Origin of the sequence: Saccharopolyspora elongata, assembly GCF_004348985.1 — a bacterium.
Classification (GTDB): Bacteria; Actinomycetota; Actinomycetes; order Mycobacteriales; family Pseudonocardiaceae; genus Saccharopolyspora; species Saccharopolyspora elongata.
Window position 1 is genome coordinate 1 of the sequence record NZ_SMKW01000123.1, and the last position, 18,682, is coordinate 18,682.

At 65.3% G+C, this 18,682-nt stretch carries 18 protein-coding genes and 1 pseudogene; 17 read left to right on the forward strand and 2 right to left on the reverse strand.

What is annotated here, in order from left to right; genetic code table 11:
• Positions 1-99: 99 nt before the first annotated feature.
• Positions 100-705 carry an IS630 family transposase gene (locus tag E1288_RS43090; protein ID WP_235884219.1) on the reverse strand — a complete coding sequence of 202 codons (606 nt, stop codon included), beginning with the start codon at positions 703-705 and terminating at the stop codon, positions 100-102.
• Between the two features lie 436 nt (positions 706-1,141).
• On the opposite strand from E1288_RS43090, the gene E1288_RS43095 reads away from it, so the two are divergent.
• The 15 genes and pseudogenes from E1288_RS43095 (at position 1,142) to E1288_RS43150 (ending at position 14,308) form a co-directional block, all read left to right on the forward strand.
• A complete protein-coding gene (locus tag E1288_RS43095) occupies positions 1,142-2,614 on the forward strand; it encodes an ATP-binding protein (protein ID WP_165968576.1) in 1,473 nt (490 codons plus the stop codon).
• A 200-nt stretch (positions 2,615-2,814) separates the two neighbouring features.
• Positions 2,815-3,789 (forward strand): hypothetical protein, encoded by a 975-nt coding sequence (locus E1288_RS43100; protein ID WP_132494670.1) that lies wholly within the window; start codon positions 2,815-2,817, stop codon positions 3,787-3,789.
• A gap of 145 nt (positions 3,790-3,934) precedes the next feature.
• On the forward strand, positions 3,935-4,531 hold the full coding sequence (locus E1288_RS43105) for a hypothetical protein (RefSeq protein WP_132494672.1): 597 nt from the start codon (positions 3,935-3,937) through the stop codon (positions 4,529-4,531).
• 606 nt (positions 4,532-5,137) lie between these two features.
• Positions 5,138-5,305: a hypothetical protein gene (locus tag E1288_RS47625; protein ID WP_165968577.1), complete on the forward strand. Its 168-nt coding sequence runs from the start codon at positions 5,138-5,140 to the stop codon at positions 5,303-5,305.
• A 155-nt stretch (positions 5,306-5,460) separates the two neighbouring features.
• Positions 5,461-6,714 (forward strand): hypothetical protein, encoded by a 1,254-nt coding sequence (locus tag E1288_RS43110; protein WP_132494674.1) that lies wholly within the window; start codon positions 5,461-5,463, stop codon positions 6,712-6,714.
• Between the two features lie 259 nt (positions 6,715-6,973).
• Positions 6,974-7,264 (forward strand): hypothetical protein, encoded by a 291-nt coding sequence (locus E1288_RS43115; protein ID WP_132494676.1) that lies wholly within the window; start codon positions 6,974-6,976, stop codon positions 7,262-7,264.
• 227 nt (positions 7,265-7,491) lie between these two features.
• Positions 7,492-8,052 carry a hypothetical protein gene (locus tag E1288_RS43120; RefSeq protein ID WP_132494678.1) on the forward strand — a complete coding sequence of 187 codons (561 nt, stop codon included), beginning with the start codon at positions 7,492-7,494 and terminating at the stop codon, positions 8,050-8,052.
• 282 nt (positions 8,053-8,334) lie between these two features.
• Entirely contained in the window at positions 8,335-9,438 is a 1,104-nt protein-coding gene (locus E1288_RS43125; RefSeq protein ID WP_165968578.1) for a DUF4192 domain-containing protein, read from the forward strand.
• Between the two features lie 569 nt (positions 9,439-10,007).
• A complete protein-coding gene (locus E1288_RS43130) occupies positions 10,008-11,063 on the forward strand; it encodes a DUF4192 domain-containing protein (protein ID WP_132494682.1) in 1,056 nt (351 codons plus the stop codon).
• Between the two features lie 368 nt (positions 11,064-11,431).
• Complete coding sequence (locus tag E1288_RS43135; RefSeq protein WP_132494684.1) at positions 11,432-11,893, forward strand: single-stranded DNA-binding protein; 462 nt, start codon at positions 11,432-11,434, stop codon at positions 11,891-11,893.
• A 189-nt stretch (positions 11,894-12,082) separates the two neighbouring features.
• Positions 12,083-12,292 (forward strand): hypothetical protein, encoded by a 210-nt coding sequence (locus E1288_RS49465; RefSeq protein WP_165968579.1) that lies wholly within the window; start codon positions 12,083-12,085, stop codon positions 12,290-12,292.
• Between the two features lie 3 nt (positions 12,293-12,295).
• Positions 12,296-12,475: pseudogene (locus E1288_RS49470) on the forward strand (single-stranded DNA-binding protein); the annotation flags it as partial.
• Positions 12,476-12,869: 394 nt separating this feature from the next.
• On the forward strand, positions 12,870-13,025 hold the full coding sequence (locus E1288_RS47635) for a hypothetical protein (RefSeq protein ID WP_165968581.1): 156 nt from the start codon (positions 12,870-12,872) through the stop codon (positions 13,023-13,025).
• Positions 13,026-13,294: 269 nt separating this feature from the next.
• Positions 13,295-13,504: a helix-turn-helix domain-containing protein gene (locus tag E1288_RS43145; RefSeq protein WP_132494686.1), complete on the forward strand. Its 210-nt coding sequence runs from the start codon at positions 13,295-13,297 to the stop codon at positions 13,502-13,504.
• Between the two features lie 72 nt (positions 13,505-13,576).
• Positions 13,577-14,308, forward strand: a complete 732-nt coding sequence (locus tag E1288_RS43150) for a hypothetical protein (protein ID WP_132494688.1) — start codon at positions 13,577-13,579, stop codon at positions 14,306-14,308.
• A 211-nt stretch (positions 14,309-14,519) separates the two neighbouring features.
• Here E1288_RS43150 and E1288_RS43155 read toward each other — a convergent pair whose 3' ends face one another.
• Positions 14,520-15,116 carry a hypothetical protein gene (locus tag E1288_RS43155; RefSeq protein WP_132494690.1) on the reverse strand — a complete coding sequence of 199 codons (597 nt, stop codon included), beginning with the start codon at positions 15,114-15,116 and terminating at the stop codon, positions 14,520-14,522.
• A gap of 364 nt (positions 15,117-15,480) precedes the next feature.
• Here E1288_RS43155 and E1288_RS47640 point away from each other — a divergent pair, with 364 nt between their 5' ends.
• Both E1288_RS47640 and E1288_RS43165 read left to right on the forward strand, forming a co-directional pair.
• Positions 15,481-16,317, forward strand: a complete 837-nt coding sequence (locus tag E1288_RS47640) for an NADAR domain-containing protein (protein WP_165968582.1) — start codon at positions 15,481-15,483, stop codon at positions 16,315-16,317.
• A gap of 872 nt (positions 16,318-17,189) precedes the next feature.
• On the forward strand, positions 17,190-18,509 hold the full coding sequence (locus E1288_RS43165; protein ID WP_132494692.1) for a hypothetical protein: 1,320 nt from the start codon (positions 17,190-17,192) through the stop codon (positions 18,507-18,509).
• Positions 18,510-18,682 lie beyond the last annotated feature (173 nt).

An 18,682-nucleotide genomic window follows, 5' to 3' on the forward strand; every position in this document is an offset into this window, starting at 1 on the left:
CGAAGGCGCCACCGTCCACGGATGGAAACAAGCCCTCGGCGCCCTCGCACTGCACTTCCCCGACCGACTCGACCCCTACCTCAACTGACCGAACCGAAGTCATTTACACAAACCACTTGACAGGCTCGTGCGATCGAGGGCTTGAACCTGGGTCTTCTCGTCGACGCAGAGCACCACCGCACCACCAGGTGGCTCCAGGTAAAGCGCGACAATGTCGGCGACCTTGTCGGCGAACTCGGGATCCTTGCTGACCTTGAACGTGCCCTGCCGGCGCGGTCGCAACCCGTTGTCACGCCACAGTTTCGCCACATAGTTGTGAGACACGGCCACGCCCTCGGTGCGCTTGATATAGGCGGCCATCTCCCGGCTCGACCAATGAGACAGCCCCGTCTCATCCGGCGGGCTTGCCAGTGTCAGCGCCAGAATTCGCCCGCGAAGCCTGACTGGAACCTGCTCGCGAGGCGCGGCATGCGACTGATCCAGCAGGCCCGCGATCCCGTCAGCGGCATACCGCTGCAGCCACAGATCCACCGTCGGCCGCGACACCCCAGCCAACACCGCGACCTCCTTCTTGCGCTTGCCTTCCGCGCACCACAACACAATCCGCGCCCGCGTCGCCACTTGTGCCGGCACATCCCGACTGTTCGTCAGGGCCCGCAGCTCGGCTTCCTCGCCCGTCGACAACTCCACGGACCCAGTCAACACGAAGATCAATCAAGCCAAAGTAAAGGAACCAGAATTACAGAACACTAGCTCGCCATCGAGCTGTAAGCGTCTGGTCCAGCAGCACCGTTGATCCCGCCACGGCGCCGCCGGCGGCGTATGTCCCCGACCAGAGCGCTCGACCTGCGTGAAGCCGATCAGGCCGCGGCCGGGTCCGCGGCGATGTACCCGGCCAGAGATACACGAGCCGGACCCCGCCGCCCTTTCATGCCCCGCCCGCGGCCTGATTTCCCGCGTTCGCGCGCGCTGCCCCTGCCCGGTCACCGCCCCTGCTGCCCCCAGCAACCGCTCTTCCGTTCCTCCTGTCCGCGAAGACGAAAGGCCTATCGCCATGACCAAATCCGCTGCCTCGGATGATGTGGAGCCGTCCCCCGACCCGGGCCCTTGCATCCGCGTCCGCACGGTTGTCCTGACTGGCTTGACCAGCCACCTGATCACCCTCACTGCCGCCGTCACCGACGGGCCACCTGCGGTCACGTTGGCCGGTGGAGGTGATCGCGACGACCGTCCGGTGCGCGACCGGGTGCGCGCGGGCTTGGCCAACTCCGGCCAGCCGAACCTGTCCCACCGGGTTGAAGTCCGCCTCGACCCGCCCGGGTCTCTCCTGCCGCCGGCCGCAGCGGTCGCCGTCGCAGTCCTCGCTGTCACCAACGGCATCGACCCGCGGCGGTTGGCTTCCACTGCGGTGATCGGTGAGGTCGGGCTGGACGGTTCCCTCCGCCCGACCCGCGGACTCCTGCCAGCCATCGAAGCTGCCCGTGACCACGGCATTCGGCAGGTGATCGCACCAGCCTCTGCCCTGGCAGAGGCTGCCCTCGTCGACGGTGTTGACGTGCTCGGCGCGCACTCTCTGGCCGAGGTTGCTGACTGGCTGCGCGGCGATGATGACGTCCTCCGGCGACCGGGTGTCAACTACGTCGCCGTCGCCGAAGACCTGAGGCCGCCGGCGAGGCTTCTGGCGGACCCGGTGCTACTCATGGTCGAAGTCGCTGCTGCAGGCGGGCATCACGTGCTGTTCGACGCCGTTGATGGTGAGGGAAGTCTGCTCACCGCCAGTTGGTTGCACCAGCTGCTGCCGGATCTCGACCTGGCCCAGCAGCGTGATGTCGCCGCGATCCGGTCGCTGACCGGACTGCGCAAGGATGATGCGGTCCTGATCGGCACCCCACCGCTGGAATTCGTGCACGCCAGTTTCTCGCCGACGACGTTGGTCGGCGGCCTCACTCCTGGTGTGGTGAGTCGGGCTCATCACGGACTGCTGGTGGCTCGCAGCATCGAGGAGTTTGGCGCCTCCCTGGTCGAGGGGCTGCGTTACGTGCTGCTGAACCGGCAGGTCTCGTTGACCCGGCAGGGAGATGCAGTGCGCTACCCCGCGCATCTCCAGCTGTTCGCCATCCACACCCGCACTTCCCGCAGCCAGCGGCCGCCGGTGTCGCTTGCGCTCTTGGACGTGCTCGACATCCAGTTCCGGCTGACCACGTCGCCGGCTGTGGCCAGCATCCCTGCCCACACCACGGAAGCGGAACAGATCAGCCAAGTCCTTGCGCAATCCAGATCACGAATCGCGGCCGCGAGATCCCGCGCGGCCACCCGCTGGAGTAGCACTGCTTCGCACGGCCTCGGCGCTGCCGCCGAGCTCACCAATGCCGCCGTACCAAGCGACGTGCTGCACTCCCACCGGCTTACCACCGGTCCGATCGATCACGCGTTCTGGGTCGGCGCTCTCACCCTTCGAGGGGCAGACACCGTCGTTCGGCTCGCATGGACCGCCGCTGACCTCGACTGCGCCGACCGTCCGGACCGCGGCCACGTAGAGGCGGCCCTGGAGCTACATGGCGCATCCACCTTGATGGCGGCAAGGACATCGCGGGACACACCGAGTTCGCAGTGATATCCGGGGCCTCCGTCCTTCTGCATCCCTCCCTACGCAAGGTCTCAGGGGCCCGCAGGCTCGCCAACAGCGCTGGCTCTATCCGCCCAATCCCCCGATGCCCTTGCGCCTGGCGGCTACTCAAATCCGATGGCCTCCGATCACAGAAACCCGCCGCTGCGGAAAGGAATTGCTGCACCATGACTCAATCATCAGACATCTTGGATCTGCGTCTGGACCAGGCCAGAGCGATGCTGGCCGCCGCTGAAACCGCGCACTACCAGGTCCACATGATCCGTGCTGCAGCGCTGGTGTACGATGCTCTGCCCAACGCAGCCGCGCTGACGCTCGCTCAACCGACCGTCGCCGACAGCGCCATCTTCCCCGAAGCATGGCTGCACGCGATCTACGCGGCCGACGGGACCGTGTTGTGGCGCCGTGGAGAGTCGAGTCCTCAGCGCAACTGGCCCTACACCATGGAATCGATCACCGATGCACTTCTCGCCGCAGCCGACGACAGGCCCCTTCCTGACGCCGCAGTGCGCCTGCCCGGGTGGTCACGGCAACCGTCGCTCTCGTTGGAAAACCTCTACCGAATCAAGCTTCCTTCCCCCAGCGAAGTCGACCACCTCATGACCACCTCTCTCGGCGAGCCCGCAAATCCCGCGGGGCTCAGCGTGTGGATCTTGCATCGGTGGAGCGATGGCCAGTACAGCGCCGAGCCATACGCCACCTACGAAGGCGCTCTGCAGTCCCTGGCAACGGAAATCCGCGCCAGTTCGGGAAGATCGCACCGGCTCGATGAGTTCCCCGCTTCAGTCGCAAACCTGACCGACGCCGACGTCGTGTCCCTCCACTACTGCGGCGCGGCTGAGCCGGCACCCACCTGCGGCGCCGTAGACCACTCGGGCTTCCTCCTCCTCGAGATGCCAGTCCGTGGTCCCGAACCGACGCAGCTGAACCTGCGCATGGCAACCCTGCGCGTACTCGACGAAGTCCTCGACGGCTCTCACGAGTCGTCGTTGACGTACTACCTGGACGCAGTTGGCTTGACGTTGTCCGTCCACGCCGGAGTGAGCGGCCCAGTTGTGCGTCTCCGCAACGACAACCTGCCTGCTGACCTCCCCGTCACGGTGATCTCCAATGACGACACCGAAACACCCAACGTTTTACTCCTTCTCACTCAGGACCGCTGAGATGAGCTTGACCCAAGCTGCCGCCTCCAACCTCGAGCAATAGGGACTCAGAGGCGCACGCCGGGTCCATGCCCACGTAGCCCTTCGGGCTCGCCCGGAGCACCGCCGCCGGGTGGGCCTCCTCAGCAGTTCCGAGGAGTTCTCCATGACCACCGCCGAAGCTGGCAGCGGCCTTGTCGCTGCAGAAGAACTCGCCACGGCCCTACTCACGCTCCAAGAGCTCCAGCGCGACCATCAGGCGCTGAGCAAGGACCACGTACGCTTGCGGGATCGGCATCAGCAGATGCTGGTCCAGCAACGGAAAGACGCGGATCGCGTGTACGCCGCCGCCGACCGCCGCGCCTTCGATCATCTAGCCGCACGAGCTGGCGTTGTCACACAGCACCTGACGCGAGTGACGCTCGTCCCGTTCACCAAACTGGTCCACCAGATCGATCAGCTCGGCGAGCGCGCAGGCACTCGGCAGGTCGCCGAACTCAAGCAGTCCGCAATATACGCAGCACACCTGCTCGACTCCCATCGCACTGAGACCCCGGAGACCGCAGCGGCTATCGACTCGCTCATCGCCGAAGTCACGCGCATGCGTGAGTACATCGTCTCCGCCGGCCAGCAACTACACCGCGACCTCGCTCCCAACGAGCTCTCCGCCGGCACCGTCGGCTGTGAGTGCCTCGGGTGCTTGCTGATCGTGGGAATGACGCTGCACCCCGAGATCTACGGAGAAACACCGAAACCTCGCTAGTACAGAGGCGAGCGCGCCGCTACGTCCCCACCCGCCGAATCCACCTATCGACCGCCGATGACCGGCAAAGCCGCCGTTCAGGAAGCAGGTAGCGGGAGGCCAGCGGCATCGCTGCCCCGGGTGGTGGGGCGCGCGCACTCTACAGCGACACCGGTTGGGGTCAAGCCGCGGCGAAACGCGTCCCGCGGCTTGACCCCAACCGGGGTCGCTGCCTGCCGGAGTGCGCCCCACCACCCGGTAGGGCAGCCGCTGCTTCAGCGTGTCCGAGACAGGACGACCAATCCTGCCTGTCCGTGCCTGAAGCCGAGTCCTCAGGGGACATACATGGATCTGTCCCGTGCCGAAGCCGAGGAGCTGGTCAAACAAGTCACAAGTCCGGAACACACAGCAATCGCAGACCGCGAGCACCAACGCCAGCAGGAGCAGCTCGCCGAGCTCCGGGAGCAAGGCCTCCTCGCACTCCCCAATCACCGAACCCAGAAGCGGTCCAGCTGACTCGTCGCGTCACGCATGACCTCGCGACGAGGCACGAACTCGTGCCAGGCAGGGGATCCAACTGGATCCCCTGCCACGTCATGAAGCCGAACAGACTATGGAGAACTACGAATGTCCAAGGACAGCAACGACCCCGGCACGCCGGTCTACCGCAAATTGGCCGCCGAAATGGGCGACCCGCTGTGGCCCGATGACGACAACACCTCCCAGGCCGACTCCGAGCAGAACGGGCAGACCCCGAGCCTCGATGACACCCACGGCTCGCACGAGAAGCCCTGAACGCCGCCAGCTACCCAGTTCCGAGGCCGACACCTGGCCTCCCCGCTGATACGAGCTCGACCGGGATATGCCCCCTCCCCTCACACACGCACGAAGCCTCGTCGAGCTCGCAAACCCACCTAGTCCCGGGTTTCCTACACAAGGAGTGGTTTCACATGTCGTTGCTCACCGCACGCAACGCCACCTTCCAGGACTTGCGGCGTCTCCTGGAAGAGCAGCAGGACGCCAAGATCGATGTCGTCGCGCCGGCTACAGCGCTGCGGTCGCGCAATGCCGCGATCGAGCTGTCCGGTGTCGAGCCCCTCCTGGAGGAATCCGGGTTCACTCTGGTGGACGGTCTCTATCTACCTACGGCGTCAGCCGACGGTGACATTGCCGCCAAGCTGCGGATCCCCGCCCAGTTCCTCCGTCGGCTCCGCATCGAACGGCCCGATCTCTACGACAGCAATGTCAACGGCCTCCTGCACGGGAAGACTCGTCGCGGGCGCGATGGGCGTTCGACCGTCCTTCACCCTTCTGATGAGCGGAAATTCCTGCTCCGGATGTTCCGCGGTCAAGATGGCGGTGACGGCGTTCTCCGCGCGCTGCTTTCCGACAGCTACGGTCTCATCGACCACTTGGACGTTCTTCTTGCCGTCCTTGACGGAATCCGGCAGGCGGATGTGGACGTCAGCATCAGATCCTGTGACCTCACCGAGTCGTCGATGCGCGCGAAGGTGTTCTCGCCGAAAGTTTCGGCCCTGGCGCCACGTTTCCTAGACGGATACCGCAATCCGTTCGCGAACCCGGCGCTGGAGGCCGAGCGGCGCAGGATTTCGACCGCGGTCGACCACTGGCATCAGGGCTCCGGCTTCGAGGGGACGGGTAGTGGCGCGGGAGATGAACCCGTTGTCTTCGCCGGCTTCCGCGTCGCCAACTCTGAGACCGGGGACGGTGCCGTCACCCTCAAGCCCGAGCTGCTGATCCAGGTTTGCAGTAACGGTCTGACCCTGCCCGCGCTCGCCATCCGCAAAGTCCATATGGGGTCCAAGCTGGAGCAGGGTGCTGTGTCCTGGTCACTGGATACCCAACGCAAGCACCTGTCGCTGATCACCGCGCAGGCCCGCGACGCGGTCGCTCGATGGTTGTCTCCGGAGTTTCTGGCCAAGCAGGTCGATGAACTCGAGCAGCAGGCCGGGGCCCCGGTGACGGAACCGGACACGACGATCAGAGCAATCGCGCAGTCGCTGAAGTTCAGCGACGCTGAGCGTGAAGGCATTCTCCGGCATTTCACCGCCGGTGGACAGCTGAGTGCGGGAGGACTCGCGCACGCCGTCACGAGCTTCAGCCAGACCGTCGCAGACGCCGACCGGGCCGACGCACTCGACGACCTGGCCCTCAAAGCGATGGCTGCCTGCGCCAACATCTGACCCACCGTGGCCCACCCGGCACCGCTGGGTGGGCTACGCCGAGATGCCGTCGGGACCGCCACGGACCTTGCACAACACCAGGCGGCGAACGTGGACGCAACAACCAGACGTGATGCGGAGGGAAGGAGATGCTGTTGTGATTCGTCGAGGGCTTCGACATCTACAGCGAACCGCTGTGCGGAAGCTTATTGCCTTGGCGTGCGCGATCGCAGCCGTAGGCGTGCGGTCGGCGAATACGTACCCGGCCAACTATCGACCAGTGGTGCGCGTCGACGAAGACGATCCCTACGCCGTCGTCGGCAGCGAACGACACCATCGCTGGGACTTCAGCGAAGCCGGCAACCGCTTCGACAACAGCCTCCGGGCAGCTTGGGGCGCCGTCGCCGTCCAAGCTCACGCGCTGGCCACCGGCGAAGCATGCAACAAGCACGCAACGCAGGACCTGATCGGAAACGTCCTACACCGTTGCGTCCAAACTGGACTGTCATCGGAATTGATTTTGGCCAGTGCAATCGAGAGCTTCGTCTCTGAACTTCACGGGAACAGCTGAGGCTGCGCCGAAGGCCGGCGCTTGCCCCGCGGCGGTGGGCGTGCGCATGCTGCCATGCTGGGGTTGGGGTGTCCAGCACAACGACGCTGGACACCCCAACCCCAGCATGGCCCTCGTGTGTGCGCCCACCGCCCGGTGGGCAACCCCGACAGAAGGAAGTTCTCGTGGGATTCACACACACGCACCTCAGCGGCATGCCGACCCGAACTTCAGCCGAACACCGCAAGGTGGCGCTGCAACTGCTCAACGATGCAGCCGACAGCGCATCCGGTACGAACGCCTTGTTCGCTGCCGTTGTGTTCATGCTCGAAGCCGTGATGCTGCGCTTCGACGAGGAGGAGAACTCTCCAGAGGCGCAGGCGCCGACCACCGGCCCCCTTCTTCGCCCTCGCCCCTCCACGGTCCGCATCTTCCACAACATCGACATTGACGTCGTCACGACGTACCGCCCCGGACACCGGCTCGTCGAGGTGTACACCTTCGATGAACCGACGTCGCGGGCGGAGACCGATCGCACGGTGGCGGATCGAGTCCTCACCCAATTCAGCACGGAGTATGACGCCGTTGATCTCCGTGCGATTGAGTACTTCCAGGCGGGCAACCGCGCTCTGTCGGTCGGCGACGTGATCGCGATCGACGACCGTTTCTACGCCCGTGGAAGCTCCGGCTGGGATCGCATCGAGTCGCCGACCCTGGAGCTCATGCCGCACAGAACGGTCCCGATGACCGGCGGGAGCTTCGTCGGATTCTTCGCCGAGAGTCCCTCCTCGGACGAGCTGCCGTTCTGATCCGAGAGGAGGTCCGCCGGGCTACTCAAGCTCGGCGGACCTCACTTGCAGCTGCGCCGGGCACCGCTACCCCGAAGCACCTTGCAAAGGGCCCATCGAGCGGTGTCCGCCGGCCTTCGCTAGCCAGTCCCGGCCAGCCACCTAATGCGGTAATGACCGACGGACCAAGCCCTAGACCGAGCCGAACGGCACAGGTGTTGTCGCGACCTCTCCCAGCTTCGCCGGCGATGTCTTCACTGCGCCGACCGCCACGCATTCCGGTTCCATCTGATCGGAGGAATGATGGACGAGTTCAAGCCACAGGTATCCATTTCCACTCCCGCTGAGATTCTGGCAGCAGTTCCGCACATGCTGGGGTTCTACCCAGCCGATTCGCGCGTGCTGCTGACGCTGCATGACCTGGAAACCACTCCGCGATTCGGCGTTGCCCTCCGCACCGATCTGCCTCACCCAACTGAAATCCGCGAGTTTGCCGCCCAGCTGATACAGGGTTCACTCAAGCCGCAGCGTCCCAATGCGGTCGTCGCCATCGTCGTCTCGGACGAAGGGCACAACCACGGCGCTCATCAACTCAGCCTGGAGCACTCGACCACCCGCGATCCGGCGAACCTTCCGCACGCTGAGTTGGTCAACATACTCATCGAAACACTCCAGCACGCCGACATCCACGTTGGGCACGCACTGTGGACGCCCGGGATCCGGTCAGCCGCCCCGTGGAGGTGCTATCGCGACCACGACTGCTCCGGCTCTATCCCAGACCCGGCAGCATCGCCACTGGCCGCATCGCTGGCCCTCCAAGGGTCTGTGACCTTCCTCAGCAAAGACGAGATCCGTACCCTCGTCGCCCCCGAATCTGATGACGCGATCGCCGACTGGTCCGCGAAACTCGACGCGCTGCACAATGGGATCGAGGACCGCTACAGCCAGGACGAACTCCGTTCCGACCTGCGGGCCGTGTCCGAGGCCATCGACAGCATCTCCAACGGGATGACGCTGACGGAAGACGAGCTAGTTCGCGTTTTGTTCGCGCTGTCCGACAACCTCGTGCGCGACATCGCCCTCGGCACCGCCCTGGGGAATAGGGCAAGGGCCGCAGAGAAGCTCTGGCTAGCGCTCATTCGTAAAGCCCCTGTTCCTGAGTTCGGCGAGGTTGCCGTCCTGCTCGCGGTCTCAGCCTATGCACGCGGCGACGGCGCGCTTGCCGGGATCACCCTCGAGCGACTGCGCCAGACCCAACCTGACCACCACTTGGGGATCCTGCTCACGAAGGCCCTGCACACTGGCGTCTCGCCTACTCACCTGACTGCGATGATGTGCGCCACCACTCAAGAAGCACTTCGAGAAGTCCAAGAGCTGATCGGAAGCACAAACCCATTCGTGCTCTAACAGTCCTGCATTGCAACCTCGGTTGGCCGCCGTAACATTCGGGCGACCAACCGGGGTTCCGACTCAGGCACCCCGCAGTTGCCCACTTCTGCCCAACCGACGGAGTGGCCCGTAGCTGCGGCGAGGACGGGGCCGCCCCGAAGCGTGCACGAACTGATCGGCACCCACGCAGATCGACAGGCCCTCGGGCACCTACTACGCCGCGAAAGCGCCGGTTGGGATCGCATCAAGCCGCCAACACTGGATCTCAATCCGCGCGGAACGGCCTCGTTTCCCCGCGCGAGCTTCGCCGGATTCTCCGACAAGAGTCTCCCGCCAGTCCCACAGCCGCTCTGATCGGTGAGGAGGCTCGCCCGGCTTGCCCAAGATCGGCGGACCTCCCGAGACGCCGTCACGCAGCGCGGTTCGCGTCAAGCGTCTACCTGAGTTGGGCACCTCTGTACTGGCCAGCTATCACTCGGGTTGTCTTCGTCGTATCAGCCCTCCGAAGCAGGGCAGATGCTGTTGCGCCTTTGTCTCACTCCAGCGTTACGTCCACGCCCGACCATTGTCACGACTCAGGAGAACCGATGGAAGAATTCGACTCCGACATGTTTCGCCTATCCTCCCCGTCCGACATGCTGGCCGCAGTTCCGCATCTACTGGGGTTCTATCCGACTGAGTCACTGGTATTGCTGGCGTTGCGTACAGTGGAGTCTACGCTGTACATCGGCTCCACATGGCGCTTCGATCTGCCGTGTTCGGCCCATTCCCGAGAGTTTGCCGAGCTACTGCTAGCAGGACCTCTCGTTCCGGAAGAAACAGAGGCCGTCTTCGCCGTTATCGTCACAGACAAGCCTGAGATCCACTCCTGCGAAAGCCACCATGGATATCCGGGAGTCAACCAGGTGTCCACTGAAGACCTTGGAGCGCTTCCGCATGCCGCTCTGGCTGCAGCCCTCTGTGAATCGCTGCAGCAGTGCGGGATCGTCGTCGAGCAGGCGCTATGGACGCCAGAGATCCGGGCGGAAGCACCATGGAAGTGCTATCACGATCAGAACCACTCCGGCACCGTCGCAGACCCCATGTCGTCCCCGTTGGCCGCAGCGCTAGCCGTTCACGGATCTGTGACCTTCAGAAGCAAGGACGAGATGCGGGAACTCGTCGCACCCGAATCGGACGAGGCGGTGGCCAGTTGGGTGGCCAAACTCGATCTCCTGCATCAAGAAGCTGCGAACTACGACGATCACGATTTGCTCACCCGCGACTTGCAGGTCGTGTTCGACGCCATCAACTCCATCGACAATGGGGAGGAGTTGACCGACGACGATCTCGTGCGCGTGTTGTTCGCAGTATCCGACAAGAAAGTACGTGACGTCTCCCTTGGCACCGCGCTAGGTGGCACCGCCCGGTCCGCTGAGAGGCTCTGGCTTTCTCTCGTGCGAAAAGCCCCTGCCCCGGAGGTCGCCGATGTCGCCGCACTGCTCGCGTACTCCGCCTACATGCTCGGTAACGAAACACTCGCTGTGATCGCATTGGAACGCGTCATTCAGAGCGACCCAGACCACGTTCTGGGAAGACTGCTCGCGTTTGCCATCTTCGCAGGAATCTCGCCAGACGAGCTTGCGGACATTGTCCGCGGATAAGCCCATGCTAGCCCGGTAGTTGCGCGGGAAGGGCATACCCGTTGCCGCCCACGCAGACTGCCGATGGGACAGCAGCTTTCCGTCTTCAGACAGGGAAGCCCGTCTGCTCCTACTCGGCCAGCGAGGTAGGAGCGGGCGGGTGGCGAGGAGTCCCGGGGCTGTCGATCTGCCTAAAGACCATCAGTCCGAGCCAGCCGACGCAAGGGCGCCTGCGGCGTCGCTTCGCGATGCGCTGCGCGCACCCCTGCACCAGCAGGCACGAACTGATCAGCACCGCGCAGATCGACAGCCCCTCGGGCACTCCGGTCAGGAACCGGCGAGCAGAGGGCGGTCGGTGAACGGATCATCCAACTCAGTAGGAGGTCATCATGGCCGGCGAAACCGTCATCACCGTCGTGGGCAACTTGACCGGGGACCCGGAGCTGCGCTTCACGTCCTCCGGGGCGGCGGTCGCGAACTTCACCGTCGCGTCCACGCCCCTGACCTTCGACCGGCAGACCGGCGAGTGGAAGGACGGCGCCGCCCTGTTCCTACGCTGCAGCATCTGGCGTCAGGCCGCGGAAAACGTGGCGGAATCCCTCACCAAGGGGACTCGCGTGATCGTGCAGGGCAGGCTGCGGCAGCGTTCCTTCGAGACGAAGGAAGGCGACAAGCGCACCGTCGTCGAGCTCGAGGTAGACGAGATCGGGCCGTCCCTGCGCTTCGCGACCGCCAGCATCAACAAGGCCAAGCGCGGCACGGCCAGCCCCAGCGACGATCCGTGGTCCGGCCCGGCATCCGACAACGCCGGTCTCAACGGCGAAGGCGCCATGGCCCCGGTTCCGTTCTGATCCCGACGGCCCAGCTTCGGGGACGACGGTCGCACACCGTCGTCCCCGAAGGACGCCTCCGGCGACGGCCGCGCCCGGCTGGAGAAGAAAGGGAGGCCGGTCTGCGCGCTGGCCACCCTGTGATCCAGCGTCACGACGGACATGTCGGCCATTCGCACTCTCGCATCATCCGCAATGAAAGGAATAAAAGTGAACATCTACGACATCCTTCCGGATATCTCCATTGATTACAGCAATTGGAGGCAGAGTGAGCGTGATGTCATCACTCCCGCGTTGGTTGCCGCCGGATATAAAGTCGGCGAATGGTACACCGCCGACGGTGATTCGTTTGGTCCGTTGTGCCGCGCAGTGAGCGCCACGAGTCCGGACGGCAAGTCAATAACCGTCTTCTACGGTTGATCATTGACCGGGGCCCCGGAGCTGCGCTTCGCGTCCTCCGGGGCGGTGGTCGCGAACTTCACCGTCGCGTCCATGCCCCGGACCTTCGACCGGCAGACCGGCGAGTGGAAGGATGGCGCCGCCCTGTTCCTGCGCTGCAGCATCTGGCGTCAGGCCGCGGAAAACGTGGCGGAGTCCCTCACCGGGCGAAGGCGCCATGGCCCCGGTTCCGTTCTGACCCCCACGGCCCAGCTTCGGGGACGACGGTCGCACACCGTCGTCCCCGAAGCCCACTCCCCGAGTCTGATCGCGTTTCTGCCAATGCCGTTCAGCGCACAGTGCCGCGAGCCATCCCACGCCGCAGCGAGGCGGCTGAACTGAACTTTCTGGCCGAGCTGGGCGCGCACCACCTGCTCCGGTGCCCGCTGCCCGCTCACCCTGGCTAGGCATCGCTGTGGGAGCCGATGCCTAGCCAGGGCCTAGCGCTACCGAACACTCCAATTTAGCGGGGAAATCACGCTTCCTGCCTCTTCCAGAAGGCGGAAGGCACGCCGTCGTCTCGCGGCGTGCAGGAGAACAACAGTTGAGGAGAAGCACAATGCCCGAAGACAGCCTGGAGGCCGAGCAGGCGCAGCGAACGGCGCGGCGGCAGGCGCAGGTCGACCGGCAGCCCGACCGGGACACCCAGGACGCCAACAACATGGCGCTGCCCTCCTACGAGCGGAGTGCCGCGCACGAGCGCCGGCCCCGCTGAGCACAAGCACACCAAAGCTTTAGCTGCCCAAAGCTGAAGCCGCACAACACAAACGGTGAGGCCCTCCCCGCTTGTACCGGGGAGGCCCTCACCGCCAGCATCGTCCCACACTACGGCTGCCCGCCGCGCATGCGGTTCACCAGCCTCCTTGCCGATCGTCGGGCCTGGCTCCTCGGCCGGGCGCTGCTCGCTTCATCGGGTCTCACACGTTGCCTTCGTCATGCGAGCAGTCAATCGGAAGTATCGACCGAATCTGAAGGGAATCAGGCATGTCCGAGCTGAAGAAGGGCGCACGTATCACGGGCACAGCGCGTGACGCGCTCGCCGGCGAGCTGCAAAAGAAGTATCTGAAGGGTGCCAGTATTCGTGCTCTGGCCGAAGCGACCGGGAGGTCCTACGGGTTCGTGCACCGTGTGCTGAGCGAGTACGGCGTGCAGCTACGGAGTCGCGGTGGCGCGACGCGATCGACGAAGAAGTGAGCCCACGTCCCGCCCCGCAACGGCGGGGCGGGACGTGCCTGATCCATGAAACTTCAGCAACCGGAGGTAACCGTGCTCGACCCTGCGCAGGCCTACATCGCTGCCACACGTGGCCACTACGAAGGTGCCGTTCGGTGGGGTCACGTCGAGATCAGCGGCGACTGGATCGCAGGCCTCGAACCGGCGCTGCACCTGCAGAAGGAGACTGCTGCCGAAATCGCCGGTGACCACGAGACATGGCGCAATCGCCGGACCGGCGAGCTGATCACTCTGGTCTTCTCCAAAGGCCGGCACCGAATCACGAAAACGTGGATCAACGGTGAGATCGCAAGTCCCTTCATCGCCGTCGATCTGCTGGAGCGGCCCAGCTCCGATGACGCCCGCGTGTTGCCCGGGTCCGGGGGCACGCTCCGCTACACCAGTGCTGACGAGTTCTCGCGAGCTCCGCGAGGAGACTGGTGGCCGGACGACGAAGCGGACTTTGTTGAGCTGCTGACCGATGCGTTCGACGAGTACGACGACGTCCGCATCCTGGCCCGTGTTGACTCAACCTGTCCCGACGTCGACGTTCGTTGCGCCGTTGTCTGCATACGCGACGCGCCATGGGCTCACGAGGCAGGCACTCACGCCTGGGCACTGATCGTGCAGGGTTACAGCGAGCTGACCGTCATCGAGTATCCCGATGCTGCTGCGGCTGAGATCGCGTTCCACGCTCACGTTGCAGCCCGGGAGCAGCTCGGTCGCATGTACGACTACGTCAAAGTGCCGGGCCAGGGCCGGACCGCACTCCCGCCCCAGCGATAGCCGCATCCTCTCTGACAGCACCACCAGGCCGTATTTCCGGGGTCGGCGCATTCCGTCGGCCCCGGAAACGCCCGGATCATGGCCGCACCGAATTTCCCTGGCCTGTGAAAGTAGTTCCGGCCACAGTTCCGCACACTCTGAATCGGCTATCGCTGCAGCAATGGCATCGCTTGGCCTGCGCCAACCGTGCGCACGTTGGCGGACCACGCTCTCACATGTCGTAGTCTCCCTCGTCCGGAATGGATGGCGTCCCGATCGGGTACGTGCCGTCATGGCCGGGCTCGGTCGTGCTCGGATGCTGTTCTTCTGAGCGCGAACTCGGCGTACTCGGCTCAGGGTCCTGCGTCGCCGCTTCCGGACGGGAGCCAGACGTCGCCTGTAGTGAGTCCGTTTCCTGCCGTTCTTCGTCGGCGTCGGCGGCCTTGCGGCCGGCTGCGATCAAACGCCGCGCTTCCCGTTCACTCACGTGGAGCGTCTCTCCGACCTGTTCGACAGTTCGGTCCGCGCAGTGAATCACCCATGCTGCGGCGGCCTGCCGATCCCGCGCCGCAACGACCTTCTTCTCGGTGTTCGCTTTCAGCTCGTCGATCTTGCGCTGGAGTCGGGTGACCTTGTCGTCTCGAAGGGACTCGGCCGCCTGGATCTCCGCCATGCCATGCGCGTATTCGACGAGGGCTTCTTCGACTCGCTCTTCCCGCGCCAGGTACGCCGCCCGCTGCGCCGCGTTGGCCTGTCGCATCTTTTCCAGCTGCTGACTGGCGGCCGTGGAACGGCGGGGACGCTGCCTACGTCGCGTGGGCTCGGTCATGAGATCCCTTCCTTCTGACGATGTCGCCACGTCAGCCCCCACAACCCGAAGGTACCCGTCACCGGGGCGGCGTCGGCGCCGCGCAACACCGCCTGCTTCCCCCGTCCACAGGCTTTCGGCTACCTCACAAGAAGCGGGAATGGCGGTGCCGGCCGCCCGGCGGCGTCGACTCCGCTTCGAGTGAATCAGGTCGAGGCCGGGTTCGCGGCGAAGGCTCTGCCGGAACGAGCCGAGCTCCGCTCGGTCGCCTACCGGCGATTCCGGCAGACCCCCCGCCGCCCCCTACGGGGCCCGGCCTCGACCTGATGATGCCGCCTCCGATCGACGCCCTGAACCGGGCGCACGACTAGGAGGAGGCTGTGGCATGGGAAAGCGCATCATCATCACGGGATCACGCGGCTGGGATGAGCCGATGAGCATCATGCTGGCGCTGGCATCCGAGTGGGACCCCGACGGCGTGCTCGTCTCCGGCGCTTGCCCTCGCGGCGCTGACGCGTTGTGCGAGGCGTGCTGGCGATCGTGGGGCGGACGTGTCGAACGCCATCCCGCCGACTGGAGCTCCGGTCGCGGCGCAGGATTCCGTCGCAACGCGGCGATGGTCGAGCTCGGCGCTGACGTCTGCATGGCGTTCATCCGCGATGGTTCGCGCGGAGCCAGTCATACCGCCGGGCTCGCTGCACGGGCCGGCATCCCGGTGAAACGGATCCACGCCACCTCCGCTCCGTCGATCGACGGGTTCCAGGGCGTCTTCCGCTTCCTGTCGAACTTCAGTCCTGACCCAGTCGTCTGCCGCGGTGGCTTGCGCTATCCCTCTGCGGAGCACGCCTTCCACGGCGGCAAGACGAACGACCAACGACTCCGGGAACGGATCGCCGCCGCGCCGACCCCGCGCGAAGCGAAGCGCCTCGGTCAACAGCTGTCCCTGTCTTCCCTCCAGGACTGGAACGATCGGGGGCGCCACCTGGTCATGACTGCGGTTCTCCGGGCGAAGTTCTCTGATCGGGTCCTCGCTGCGCGGTTGCTCGCCACCGGTGACGCTGTCCTCATCGAGGGCAACCGGCATCACGACCAGTTCTGGGGTGCCTGTGGTTGCCGGACCGACCGGTGTATCGGCCCGGGGCAGAACTGGCTGGGTCGCTACCTGATGGCCTTGCGCTCGGAGATGCGTGAGGAGTTGATCCCGTCAGCCGCACGAGTGTGACCGGAGGCTGAGGTGCGCGCCGTGGTTGACCCGTCGTCGTGGCGTGGCGTGGCGGTGGAGGTGGCGAGGGCGTGGCGAAGTCGGCACGCTGGGTGTGTCGGCGCGGAAGCCCCAAAGGGCTTGCCACCGTAGTGGCCTGCCAAGACCGCGCCGACACGAAGCACCCGTGTCGCTCGAGGTTCGCCGAGAACCTCAACACGCGGGCGCCGGTGGTGAGTGTAGCGCGGTGCCGGCGGCAGCCGGGTGGGAATCGGTGCACCGCGTCCGTTCCCGTTTCGCTTCGTCCCGTACCGGGGTGCTGCCCAAGCCGAGGCGGTCTTGCAGCGTGTGGCTGACACGGCTGGGTGCCCATTTCGCCTGCTCTCGGCCGGCGGTGGTCGGCCCTAGTCGTGCTGCCTGACGGCCACGGCCTGGTCAGCCGTCTGCCAGGTTGTCTTCAACTCTTCTTTTCCCGCTTGAGGCAGCGGAGTGTAGCCCTCCACTGAGGCGCATCAAATCGCTGTCGAAAAAATTTTTGGACGGGGCCCCTACCCCATCCAAAATTTTTTTCGCCAAAGCGTGCGATTTGACCCGCCCCAGTTCCAGGCTGCGCTTCTCTTTGCCCCAACCGGAAAAAGAAGAGTTGGGAACGCTTTCCAAACTGGCCCGTTTTCGCTGCCTTACGGCGAAGGGTTTTCAACCCGACTGCCGGACAGCAGGACGCATATATGCAGGTCAGAGCGCTAGAATATAGGCTGGCAATTTTTAGACAAAGATGTCGACCACCGAAATTAATCTTGCGGACTGGCTAGCCTATTACTAAAATGGGAGTTGCAACACAGCCGGGAATGCCAAGCCTGGTTTCGCTTGAAAATTCGCCGATAGGGGTTTTCATGTCGCAGACGATTTCTGCTCCCGAAACTGTTTCTCATTTCGCTTCCAACGTTGCTCGCGCGATCGCGGATCGTGACTGGAAATCCGCTCTTTCTCGCGCTGGCCAGCACGAGAAAAACGTAATGAACTGGTGCGCGCACGAGACCGCCGGACGTACCCGCATCCCCGCGCTCGCACGCTTGGAGTGGGGCGCGACGCGCGCCCGCACCAGCGGTGACGACGTCGCACTTGAGATCATCACCGCTTTCATGCCCTGGGCAAACGAGCGATGCTCGCTCAGCGCGCAGGAGCCCGAGCGCACCGCCTACCGCCGCACCAGCCCGGTTACGCGGTCGACGATGGCGCGCACCGCCACCGCCGATGAACACGGAAACGCGGTGCGGGTTCGCCGCGCGAACCGCAACGCGTCGCGCCAGCGCAAGCCAGGCACCTACGCCACCCCGACCGTCGAGTCCCCCGACGACCGCGAGCGAGACAAGCCGATCACGTGCAATATCGACTACGACCGCGCCGCCATGCCGTGCCACGGCTGGCCCTGCCTGGAGTGCAATAGCGAGCGCAGCATCGTCGACCGCCGCACCCCTGACGGGCTGTGCGGCGAGTGCCGCGAGCGCCAGCGCTCCGGGTTGCCTGAACCCGCATCGTGGCCCGAGCTCCAGACCGCGACCGAGCACGCGCGCCAGGCCATCGCCGCCGCTGAGAATGCCCGCCGCGCCGCCCGCGCGGCCGCAGAGCGCGTCTCGGCCGAAATGATCGAGAACGCATGCGCCTACATCTGGGGACACCAGGCACCCGCCGCAGCGCTGGACCGCATTGAGAAGCTGTGGCGCGCCGCCGACACCACCCAGCGACGAGTGATCGCGGCATGGGTGAACCGCAACGTCCCCGCCGAGCACATTGACGCCCGGGCCGCCGCGAAAGAGGCCAACGCGGAAACATCCGCCGAAACCGCGCCCGCTGCACCGGCAGCCGCCCAGGAAGGGACCGACGGGAAAGGCGCTGACAACGGCACCGCCGACGTCCGCGACACCGTTGCGGACGTCGGATCGAAAATGCGCCCAGCCGTCAAGAAGGCCCAGCCCGCGCCGAAGGCACCCACCACCCGGAAGGCCAAGGCCCGGAAGACCAACCCCACCGTAAAGGCTGAGTCCACGGCCACGGCCACGGCCACCGCCCGAGACACCACCCCGAAGTGCCAGCAGTGCGGCGAACGCAACGCCCGGCCCCGCCGCCACCAGGAGCAAGAACACGTGCTGTGCCGCACCTGCCACGAGATTTTCAAGGAATGCGACGCGGAGACTGCGGAACGCGCCGCATAGCACCCCGTCCCACGGCCCCCGGTCACTTGACCGGGGGCCCCTTTCTGCCTGCCGCCGACACCCGCACGCGTGGCCCCTGCCACGCCACCACACCCACACCGCCCGCGCACGCCACGTCACCGCTGCCGCACCGGCTCCCCACGTTGCCGCCCGCGCCGCGCCCAGTCCCCGCC